This window comes from Streptomyces sp. CG4 (assembly GCF_041080655.1).
GTDB lineage: Bacteria > Actinomycetota > Actinomycetes > Streptomycetales > Streptomycetaceae > Streptomyces.
On sequence record NZ_CP163525.1, the window covers coordinates 3,106,079 to 3,117,340 of the forward strand.

The following is an 11,262-nucleotide window of genomic DNA, read 5'->3' on the forward strand; positions in this document are numbered from 1 at the left end:
CCCCGGTCCCGATACGTTCGACGTTTGCCGGCGGGGCCGAGCCGATCGGGGGACGGATGATCGACGCGTACGAGGAACCGGGGACGCCCGACACCCGTGGCGGCTGGCGCTATCTGTGGTGGCTGGTGCTGCGCCAGCCGGGCCGGGCGGTGGCCGGGGCGGTGCTGGGCACTGTGTGGATGGTGCTGATGGCCGCGCAGCCGTATCTGATGGCGCGGGCCGTGGACGACGGGCTGGTGCCGGGGCGGCTGGGGGTGCTGGCCGGGTGGACCGGGGTGATGTTCGTGCTCGGGTCGGTGAACGCCTGGCTGAGCATCATGCGGCACCGCACGATGACCCGGATGCGGATGGACGCCAACTTCCGCACGGTGAAGGTGGTCATGGGGCATGTGGTGCGGCTCGGGGCCGCGCTGCCGCGCCGGGCGGGGGCCGGTGAGGTGGTGACGATCGGGGTCGGCGATGTGCAGACCATCGCGCAGGCGCTGACCGTGGTCGGTCCGGGCACCGGCTCGGCCGTGGTCTACGTGGTAGTGGCCGGGCTGCTGATGACGATCTCGGTTCCGCTCGCCGCCGTCGTGCTGCTCGGGCTGCCGGTGATCGCGCTGGTCACCGGGCCGCTGACGGTGCGGCTGCAGGGCGCGGAGAGCGCGTACCGGGAGCGGCAGGGGGTGCTCACGGCGCGGATCGGGGATCTCGCGGGCGGGCTGCGCGTGCTCAACGGCCTGGGCGGCAAGGGGCTGTTCGCGGATGCCTTCCGCGGGGACTCGCAGCGGCTGCGGGCGCAGGGCTACCGGGTGGGCGCGGTGGCCAGCTGGGTGCAGGCGCTCGGCGTGGGCCTGCCCACCCTGTTCCTCGCCGTGGTGACCTGGCTCGCCGCCCGGCTCGCGGCCGAACACTCCATCAGCGTCGGCGAGTTGGTGTCGGTGTACGGCTATGTGGCGGTGCTGATCGGACCGGTGGCCTTCTTGGTGCAGGTGACCTATGACATGAACCGGGGCGTGGTGGCCGCGCGCCGCGTCGTACGGCTGCTGCGGCTGGCACCGGAGCCGGACGAGGGCACGCTGCCGGCGCCCGACGGCCCGGCCGAGCTGCACGATCCGGCGTCCGGGGTGCGGGTGGCACCGGGCCGGCTGACCGCGCTCGCCGCCGCCCGGCCCGCCGAGGCCGCCGCCGTGGTCGACCGGCTCGGCCGGTTCGGGCCGACCGATGCCACCTGGGGTCCGGTGAGGCTCGACGCGGTCCCGCTCACCGACGTACGGCGGCGGATCCTGGTCGCGGACAACGAGGCCGATCTGTTCGCCGGGCCGCTGCGGGAGGCCGTGGCGGCCGGGCGTCCGGCCGGGGAGGCGGAGTTGCGCCGGGCGCTGTACGCGGCCGCCGCCGAGGACGTCGTACGCGGGCTGCCGGACGGGCCGGACTCGGCGGTGGCCGGACAGGGCCGCAGCCTCTCGGGCGGGCAGCGGCAACGGGTGCGGCTGGTACGGGCGTTGCTCGCCGACCCCGAGGTGCTGCTCGCCACGGAGCCGACCTCGGCGCTGGACGCGCACACGGAGGCGGTGGTCGCGCACCGGCTGCGGGAGGCGCGGGCGGGCCGTACGACGCTGGTGACGTCCACCTCGCCGCTGGTGCTGGACCGCGCGGACACGGTCCTGTTCCTGGTCGACGGGAAGGTCGCGGCGAGCGGCCCGCACCGTCGGCTGCTGGCGGCGGAGCCGGGCTATCGCGCGCTCGTCGCCCGGGACATGGAACAGGACAGCGAACGGGACGCGGAAGGAGCCGTACGGTGACCGCGGGCCAGGGACTGCTGCCGGTCGCGGACCGGGGCCGGGTACGGCGGGCCGCACTGCGGCTGGTGCGGGCCGACGGGCGGGCGTTCACCGCCACGCTGCTGCTGAACTCGCTCGCCGCGGGCGCGGGACTGGTCGGGCCGTGGCTGGTCGGACGGATCGTCGACGAGGTGCGGGGCGGGCACGGGGCCGGTGCGGTGGACCGGCTCGCGCCGTGGATCCTGCTGTGCGCGCTGGCACAGGTGCTGCTGGCCCGCTGGGCGCGCCTGGTGGGCTACCGGTTCGGGGAGCGGACGCTGGCCCGGGTGCGCGAGGAGTACGTCGAGCGGGTGCTGGCGCTGCCCGCGTCCGTGGTGGAGCGGGCCGGCACCGATGATCTGACGGCGCGCGGCACGGCGGACGTGGCGATCGTCGGCACCACCCTGCGGGACGTCGGCCCGGAGCTGCTGGTCAACACCGTGCAGGCGCTGTTCGTCCTGGCCGCCGTGTGCGCGCTCGACCCGCTGCTCGGCGCGTTCGGGCTGCTCGGGCTGACGCCGATCTGGCTGGCGCTGCGCTGGTATCTGCGCCGGGCCCGGGACGGCTATCTCGCCGAGGGCGCGGCCACGTCGGAGGTCGCCGAGATCCTCGCCGCCACCGCGGCCGGGGCGCGCACCGTCGAGGCGTTCGGGCTGCGGCAGCGGCGGATCACGGCGAGCCGGGACGCGCTGGAGAAGTCCCGCCGTACCCGCTTCTACACGCTGTTCCTGCGCACGGTGTTCTTCCCGGCGGTCGAGGTGACGTACACCGTGCCGGTGGCGGGCGTGCTGCTGCTCGGCGGCTGGCTGCACCAGCGGGGCGCGGTCGGGATCGGCGCGGTGGTGGCCGCGGCCCTGTATCTACGGCAGTTCACCGAACCGCTGGACCAGATCCTGATGCGCGTGGAACAACTGCAGAGCAGCAGCGCGTCGTTCGCCCGCGTGGAGGGCCTGGCACAGGCGCCTCGGGGAGAGAGCGGGGCGGGCTCCCCCGTCCCCGTCCCCGTCCCCGTCCCCGCAGACGACCGTATCGACGTGCGCGGAGTCCGCTACGCCTACGAGCGCGGTGGCGAGGTGCTGCGTGGGGTGGATCTGACGGTACGGCCCGGGGAGCGACTCGCGGTGGTGGGGCCCTCCGGTGCCGGGAAGACGACGCTCAGCCGGCTGCTCGCCGGTGTCGACCGGCCCGGGACCGGCGCGGTGACGGTGGGCGGAGTGCCGGTCGCCGAGCTGGAGCCGGAGGTGCTGCGCCGCCAGGTCGTCCTGGTGACACAGGAACACCATGTGTTCCTCGGCACGGTCCGTGACAACCTGCTGATCGCCGAACCGGAGGCCACGGACGCCGACTTGTGGGCGGCGCTCACCGCGGTCGGGGCCGACGAGTGGGTGCGTGAGCTGCCGGACGGCCTCGACACCCGCCTCGGCGAGGGCGGCCCTGCCACCGACGGCTCCCAGGCCCAGCAACTCGCCCTGTCCCGCGTGGTCCTGGCCAACCCGCACACCCTGATCCTGGACGAGGCGACCGCCCTGCTGGACCCCACGACGGCCCGGCACGCCGAACGCGCGCTCGCCGCCGTACTGGAGGGCCGTACGGTCATCGCCATCGCGCACCGGCTGCACACGGCCCACGACGCGGACCGGGTGGCGGTCATGGAGAACGGCCGCCTGACGGAACTGGGCACGCACGACGACCTGGTGACGGCCGACGGCGCCTACGCGGCGCTGTGGCGGACCTGGCACGGGGACACCGCCGAGCGGCCATGACCCCCAACTCCCTGGTGACCCGACCGTCCACCCTGGTGACCGCGGGCCCTCCTCAGTAATCGGTTCGCATATCGAACATGAACATCCGGTCAACGGACCATTTCCGGCCAACTTTGTGACGCAGTCCTGACAGGTGCGCTGATCCCCTGTCACTCTTCCCAGGCCGACTCACAGCAACCCCACGTTTCCATCGCTGTACACGAGCGGCCTGCACGTGGTTCCGCGAATGCCCTGTTCTGCCCGGACGCCCCAACCCACCGTCCGGTCTCCCCTGGCCGCGCGACCCGCGGTCACGCAGAAGGAGTCAGTGTGAGCAGCACTTCCTCTCGCAGACGCACCTCCCACACAGCACAGCGCGCCATGGCGCACCGCCGTACCGCCGCCGTCGCCCTCGCCGGTGTCGCCGCCCTGATCGCCGCCGCCGTCCAGTCGGGCGCGGCCAGCGCCGCACCGGCGAAGCCGCAGGCGGGCAAGGTGAATCAGGCCCACGCCGCGGTCCGGCTGACCGCCTCGCAGCGGGTCGAGCTGATCCGCCACGCCGACAGCACGAAGGCGACCACCGCGCGGTCGCTCGGCCTCGGCGCCCAGGAGAAGCTGGTCGTCAGGGACGTCCTCAAGGACGGCGACGGCACCGTCCACACCCGCTACGAGCGCACCTATGCCGGCCTCCCGGTGCTCGGCGGCGACCTCGTCGTCCACACCTCCGCGTCGGGCAAGACCATGGACGTCATCAGGGCCACCCGCGCCACGGTGAAGGTCGCGAGTCTCACCCCGGCCGTGTCGAAGGCCGCTGCGGAACAGCAGGCCGTCAAGCAGGCCAAGGCCCGCGGCGGCAGCAAGTCCGCGGCGAACAGCGTCCGCAAGGTGATCTGGGCAGCGAGCGGAAAGCCCGTCCTCGCCTACGAGACGGTCGTCGGCGGCCTGCAGGACGACGGCACCCCGAACCAGCTGCACGTCATCACCGACGCCACGACCGGCAAGAAGCTCTACGAGTACCAGGGCATCGAGACCGGCGTGGGCAACACCCACTACAGCGGGCAGGTGAACCTGACGACGACGCAGTCGGGTTCGTCGTACACGCTGACCGACGGGGCGCGCGGCGGGCACAAGACGTACAACCTGGACCACGGCACCGACGGCACCGGAACGCTGTTCTCGCAGAACAACGACACCTGGGGCGACGGGACCACGTCGAACGCGGCGACCGCGGGCGCGGACGCCCACTACGGCGCGCAGGAGACCTGGGACTTCTACAAGAACACCTTCGGCCGCAGCGGCATCAAGAACGACGGCGTCGGCGCCTACTCCCGCGTCCACTACGGCAGCAGCTACGTCAACGCCTTCTGGGACGACGGCTGCTTCTGCATGACCTACGGCGACGGCTCGGGCGACCAGGACCCGCTGACCAGCCTCGACGTCGCCGGCCACGAGATGAGCCACGGCGTCACCGCCAACACCGCGGGCCTGAACTACAGCGACGAGTCCGGCGGCCTGAACGAGGCGACCAGCGACATCATGGGCACCGGCGTGGAGTTCTACGCCAACAACGCCTCCGACCCCGGTGACTACCTCATCGGCGAGAAGATCAACATCAACGGCGACGGCACCCCGCTGCGCTACATGGACAAGCCCAGCAAGGACGGCAACTCGGCCGACTCCTGGTACTCGGGCGTCGGCAACCTCGACGTGCACTACTCCTCGGGCGTCGCCAACCACTTCTTCTATCTGCTGAGCGAGGGCAGCGGCGCCAAGACGATCAACGGCGTCAGCTACGACTCCCCGACGGCGGACGGGCTTCCGGTCACCGGCATCGGCCGGGACAAGGCGCTGCAGATCTGGTACAAGGCGCTGACCACCAAGTTCACCTCCACCACGAACTACGCCGACGCCCGCACCGGCACCCTCGCGGCGGCCGGTGAGCTGTACGGCACCTCCAGCGCCGAGTACAACGCGGTGCAGGACGCCTGGGCGGGCGTGGCGGTCGGTGCGCGCTCCGGCGGCGGCAACACCGGTACGTCGTACGAGAGCCATGTCCAGGTGGCCATCCCGGACAACGGGCCGGCCGTCACCTCGGACATCACGGTCTCCGGCCGCAGCGGCAAAGCACCGAGCAACCTTCAGGTGAGCGTCGACATCACGCACACCTGGCGCGGTGACCTGGTGATCGACCTCGTCGGCCCGTCGGGCAAGACCTACCGGCTGAAGAACTTCAGCTCCTCGGACTCGACGCACGATGTGAAGCAGACCTACACGGTCAACGCGGCCGCCGAACAGGCCAACGGCACCTGGAAGTTGCGGGTACAGGATCAGGCCACGTACGACAGCGGAACGATCAACGGCTGGAAGCTGACGTTCCCGTAAATCGCCTGCAAAAAGCCCGGGAATTGGGCGCCGTCCGAGGGTCTGGCACCCTCGGGCGGCGCCGCTTAACACACCTGAAACGTTTCTCGGACAGTCGCTTTCCGGCCAACATCACTTCAGGGCCCTGACATGTACGCGCCCTAGATGTCACCCTTCCTTCACCCGCCGCAGAGCTTCACCACATCACTCCGGTCAGTATCCCCACGCCGACCGGACTCCCCCACGAGAAGGAGCTTGCGTGAGCCCCCTCTATGCGCGTCACAAGCGTGCCACTCTGGCCGTCGCCACCGCCGTCGCCGCCGGAGCCCTCATCTCCACGAGTCTGGCCTCCAGCGCCTCCGCCCAGACCCCGGCCGGTACCGCCGCCAAGCCCCTGGCCGCCCCGAGCGCGCTGTCCGCCGCCGCCCGCATCTCCCTGATACAGAAGGCGCAGGCCGGTGCCGCCGCGACGGCGCAGCAGATAGGCCTCGGCGCCAAGGAGAAGCTGGTCGTCAAGGACATCGTCAGAGACGCCGACGGCACCGTCCACACCCGCTACGAGCGCACCTACGCGGGCCTCCCGGTGCTCGGCGGCGACCTCGTCGTGCACACCGCCAAGTCCGGCAGGACCGAGGGCGTCACCAAGGCGACCAAGGCGACCATCAAGGTGGCCTCGCTCAAGCCGCAGATCACCGCCGCCAAGGCCGCGCAGCAGGCGGTGTCCGCCGCCAGGACCCTCGGCTCCGCCAAGTCGTCCGCGAACGGCGCCCGCAAGGTGATCTGGGCCGGCTCCGGCACGCCCGTCCTCGCCTACGAGACGATCGTCGGCGGCCTGCAGGACGACGGCACCCCGAACCAGCTGCACGTCATCACCGACGCCGCCACCGGCAAGAAGCTCTTCCAGTACCAGGGCATCGAGAACGCGACCGGCACCGGCAAGACGCTGTACTCGGGCTCCGTCAGCCTCACCACCACGCAGTCGGGCTCGTCGTACAACCTCACCGACGCCTCCCGCGGCGGTCACAAGACCTACAACCTGGCCCGCAAGACGTCCGGCAAGGGCACCCTGGTCAGCAACTCGACCAACACCTTCGGCACCGGCACCGCCTCCACGTCCGCCAGCGACCAGACGGCCGCCGCGGACGCCGCCTACGGCGCCCAGGAGACCTGGGACTTCTACAAGAGCACCTTCGGCCGCAGCGGCATCAAGAACGACGGCGTCGGCGCCTACTCCCGCGTCCACTACGGCAGCAGCTACGTCAACGCCTTCTGGGACGACAGCTGCTTCTGCATGACCTACGGCGACGGCCAGGGCAACAAGGACCCGCTGACCTCGCTGGACGTGGCCGGCCACGAGATGAGCCACGGTGTCACCGCCAACACCGCGGGCCTGGACTACAGCGGTGAGTCCGGCGGCCTGAACGAGGCCACCAGCGACATCATGGGCACCGGCGTGGAGTTCTTCGCCAACAACGCGTCGGACAAGGGCGACTACCTCATCGGCGAGAAGATCAACATCAACGGCGACGGCACCCCGCTGCGCTACATGGACAAGCCCAGCAAGGACGGCAACTCGGCGGACTCCTGGTCCTCCTCCGTCGGCGACCTCGACGTCCACTACTCGTCCGGTGTCGCGAACCACTTCTTCTACCTCCTGTCGGAGGGCAGCGGCGCCAAGACGATCAACGGGGTCTCGTACGACTCCCCGACCTCCGACGGCTCCAAGGTCACCGGCATCGGCCGGGACAAGGCGCTGCAGATCTGGTACAAGGCGCTGACGACGTACTTCACGTCGACCACCAACTACGCGGACGCCCGCTCGGGCACCCTGAAGGCGGCGTCCGACCTGTACGGCGCCGACAGCACCGAGTACAAGACGGTGGCGGCGGCCTGGTCGGCGGTCAACGTCGGCTGACCCTCACGCGCTTGAGGACGGGCGACACCCGGGAGGAAGACGTCCCGGGTGTCGCCCTACGCTTGTGACCCATGTCCTCGGCGCCCTTCACCTACGAGCCGGCCGGCGCGACCCGCGACGACCTGACGTACTGCCCGCCCGGCTTCCATCCTCTGTACGTCCGCGCCCGCCTCGGCGAGGGCCAGAAACTCTTCCACCGGGCCGCCGAGGCGGTCCTCGGCTGGGAGATGCACCGCGCCCTCGGCGTGGGCATCGACGCCGGCGCCGACCGCGCGGCCCCCGGCATCGACGTCACGGTCACCCTGGCCGCCCTCGTCAAGGCCCCCTGCCGCATCATCTGGACCACCGAGGAACCCCGCCGGTCCGGCTGGGCCTACGGCACCCTCGAAGGCCACCCCGAATGCGGCGAGGAGGCCTTCGTCGTCGACCGCACGGGCGACGGCACGGTCTGGCTCACGGTCGCGGCCTTCAGCAGACCGGCCAAGTGGTACGCGAAGGCAGGCGGCCCGGCGACCCGAGGCCTCCAGCACGCCTACGCCCGCCGCTGCGGCACGGTGCTGCGCAGACTCTGCGCCGAGTTCGACGAGAGCTGACCGAAAAAGCACTACCGCACTACCGCAGCAACATCCCCGCCCCCTCCACCCCCTCACCCGAAGGCATGGCCACCAGGCCCGGTTCGGCGCTGGAGGCGAGGAGGGGGTGGGTGGGGAGGATGCGGACCGTGTAGCCGTAGGAGCCGGTGCGGTCCAGGGCGAGGGGGCCCTCGTACAGCAGGCGGCCCTCCAGGTCCGGGGTGCCGGCCGGCTTCAGCGGGACGACCGTCGCGTCGGTGATGCGGTCCTCGGCGTCCACCCGGCCGGACACCGCCTGGACCTCCACGTCGTCCGGGGTCAGCTCGCCGAGGCCCACCCGGACCCTGAGGCCCACGGTCGTGCCCAGTTCCGCGGTGACCGTCGTCGCGCTCGTCTCCACATGGTCGACGCTCACCCCGGGCCAGGCCGCCCGCACCCGCGCCTTCCACCCGGCCAGTTCCCGCGCCGCCTCGGGGGTCAGCGCGCGGTGCGCCTGCGCGGCGGGGACGTAGAGCCGCTCGACGTACTCGCGGACCATACGGCCGGCCAGCACCTTGGGGCCGAGCAGGGTGAGGGTCTGGCGGACCATCTGGATCCAGCGGTCGGGCAGTCCGGCGCGTCCGCGTTCGTAGAAGCGGGGGGTGATCCGCTGTTCGAGGAGGTCGTACAGGGCCGCCGCCTCGATGTCGTCGCGGCGGTCCGGATCGGTGCCGGCGCCGTCCGCCGTCGGGATGGCCCAGCCGAAGTCCGGCTGGAACCATTCGTTCCACCAGCCGTCCAGGACGGAGAGATTCAGACAGCCGTTCAGCGCCGCCTTCATGCCGCTCGTGCCACAGGCCTCCAGCGGGCGCAGCGGGTTGTTCAGCCAGACGTCGCAGCCGGGGTAGAGCTTCTGCGCCATCGCCATGCCGTAGTCGGGCAGGAAGACGATGCGATGGCGGACGCGCGGGTCGTCGGCGAAGCGGACCAGCTCCTGGACCAGGCGCTTGCCGCTGTCGTCCGCCGGGTGCGCCTTGCCGGCGACCACGATCTGCAGCGGGCGCTCCGGGTGGAGCAGGAGTTCCATCAGCCGGTCGCGATCGCGCAGCATCAAGGTCAGGCGTTTGTACGACGGGACCCTGCGCGCGAATCCGATCGTCAGGACGTCCGGGTCCAGCACCCCGTCGATCCAGCCCAACTCGGCGTTCCCCGCCCCGCGTTGCCGCCAGGACACGCGCAGCCGCTCGCGCACCTCCAGCACCAGCTGTTCGCGCAGGGTGCGGCGCAGCTCCCAGATCTCCTGGTCGTCGATCTCCGCGACCGAGTCCCAGCGCTCGGAGCCGCCGACGCTCAGCGCGTCCTCGGCCCGCGCGGGGCCGACCTGCCGGGCACCGAGCCGCAGCACCTCGGGGGCGACCCAGGTCGGCGCGTGCACCCCGTTGGTCACGGAGGTGATCGGCACCTCCTCGGCGTCGAATCCCGGCCACAGCCCGGCGAACATCTCCCGGCTGACCTGCCCGTGCAGCAGCGACACCCCGTTGGCCCGCTGGGCCAGCCTGAGCCCCATCACGGCCATGTTGAACAGATTCGGCTCGCCGCCCGGGTAGGTCTCCATGCCGAGGCGCAGCACGCGGTCGACCTCGATGCCGGGCAGCTCGGCGTCCGCCCCGAAGTGCCGGGCGACCAGCTCCCGGTCGAAGCGGTCGATGCCGGCCGGGACGGGGGTGTGCGTCGTGAAGACCGTGCCGCCGCGCACGGCCTCCAGCGCCGCGGCGAAGTCCGAGCCGTCCGCGCACAGTTCGGCGATCCGCTCCAGGCCGAGGAAGCCCGCGTGCCCCTCGTTGGTGTGGAACACCTCCGGCTCCGGGTGCCCGGTGAGCCGGCAGTACGTCCGTACGGCCCGCACACCCCCTATGCCGAGCAGCATCTCCTGCAGCAGCCGGTGTTCGCTGCCGCCGCCGTAGAGCCGGTCGGTCACCCCGCGTTCGCCGAGGTCGTTCTCCTCCACGTCGGAGTCGAGCAGCAGCAGCGGCACCCGGCCGACCTGCGCCAGCCAGATCCGGGCGTGCAGCGCCCGGCCGCCGGGCAGGGCGAGCGAGAGCTGCGCCGGGCCGCCGTCGGGCTCTTTCAGCTGGGAGAGCGGCAGCTCGTTGGGGTCGAGCACCGGATAGTGCTCCTGCTGCCAGCCGTCCCGGGACAGGGTCTGCCGGAAGTATCCGTGCCGGTAGAGGAGACCGACACCGATCAGGGGTACGCCGAGGTCGCTGGCCGCCTTCAGATGGTCGCCGGCGAGGATGCCGAGCCCGCCGGAGTACTGGGGCAGCGCGGCCGTGATGCCGAACTCCGGGGAGAAGTAGGCGACGGCGGCGGGCAGACCGCCGGCCTGGGTCTGGTACCAGCGGTCGCCGGTCAGATAGTCGTCGAGGTCGTCCGCGACCGCGGTCAGCCGGCGCAGAAAGCGCCGGTCCCCGGCCAGCTCGGCCAGCCGGGCGGGCCGCACCCGGCCCAGTATCCGCACCGGGTCGGCCCCGGCGGCGGTCCAGGCCTCGGGGTCGACGGACTGGAACAGATCGCGCGTTTCCGCATGCCAGGACCAGCGCAGATTGCGCGCCAGGTCGCTCAGCGGCCGGAGGGGTTCGGGGAGAACGGGACGGACGGTGAACCGACGGATCGCCTTCACATTCCACCTCGGGCGCGTTACGGGGCGAGACGTACGGCGCCGTACGTCTCCTCGTCATCCCCGACGGTAGTGGTTACCCGGGCGTCGGTGGGGAGGCGCCCGACGGGGGTGTCGGGGGTGTGCGGAGGCTGCCTGCGGGCACCTGGAAAATGGGGGCCGGTCTTCCGGGTGGACATACGCGTGAGTAGTTAACAAAGTTCCGGATTGC

The 11,262-nt window shown here is 71.7% G+C and carries 6 protein-coding genes; 5 read left to right on the top strand and 1 reads right to left on the bottom strand.

Going from position 1 to position 11,262, the window contains the following annotated elements; genetic code table 11:
- Positions 1 to 56 precede the first annotated feature (56 nt).
- The 5 genes from AB5L52_RS13975 to AB5L52_RS13995 all read left to right on the top strand — a co-directional run bounded on the left by AB5L52_RS13975 (position 57) and on the right by AB5L52_RS13995 (position 8,416).
- Positions 57 to 1,787: an ABC transporter ATP-binding protein gene (locus tag AB5L52_RS13975; protein ID WP_369364268.1), complete on the top strand. Its 1,731-nt coding sequence runs from the start codon at positions 57 to 59 to the stop codon at positions 1,785 to 1,787.
- Positions 1,784 to 3,568 (top strand): ABC transporter ATP-binding protein, encoded by a 1,785-nt coding sequence (locus tag AB5L52_RS13980; protein WP_369364270.1) that lies wholly within the window; start codon positions 1,784 to 1,786, stop codon positions 3,566 to 3,568. The genes AB5L52_RS13975 and AB5L52_RS13980 overlap by 4 nt, the downstream gene beginning before the upstream one ends.
- Before the next feature lie 309 nt (positions 3,569 to 3,877).
- Positions 3,878 to 5,929 carry a M4 family metallopeptidase gene (locus AB5L52_RS13985; RefSeq protein ID WP_369364272.1) on the top strand — a complete coding sequence of 684 codons (2,052 nt, stop codon included), beginning with the start codon at positions 3,878 to 3,880 and terminating at the stop codon, positions 5,927 to 5,929.
- Positions 5,930 to 6,167: 238 nt separating this feature from the next.
- Positions 6,168 to 7,823, top strand: coding sequence for a M4 family metallopeptidase (locus tag AB5L52_RS13990; RefSeq protein ID WP_369364274.1), 1,656 nt, complete (start codon positions 6,168 to 6,170; stop codon positions 7,821 to 7,823).
- 71 nt (positions 7,824 to 7,894) lie between these two features.
- A complete protein-coding gene (locus tag AB5L52_RS13995) occupies positions 7,895 to 8,416 on the top strand; it encodes a DUF1990 domain-containing protein (RefSeq protein WP_369364276.1) in 522 nt (173 codons plus the stop codon).
- 19 nt (positions 8,417 to 8,435) lie between these two features.
- Here AB5L52_RS13995 and AB5L52_RS14000 read toward each other — a convergent pair whose 3' ends face one another.
- On the bottom strand, positions 8,436 to 11,054 hold the full coding sequence (locus tag AB5L52_RS14000; RefSeq protein ID WP_351579424.1) for a glycosyltransferase family 1 protein: 2,619 nt from the start codon (positions 11,052 to 11,054) through the stop codon (positions 8,436 to 8,438).
- Between the last annotated feature and the right edge of the window lie 208 nt (positions 11,055 to 11,262).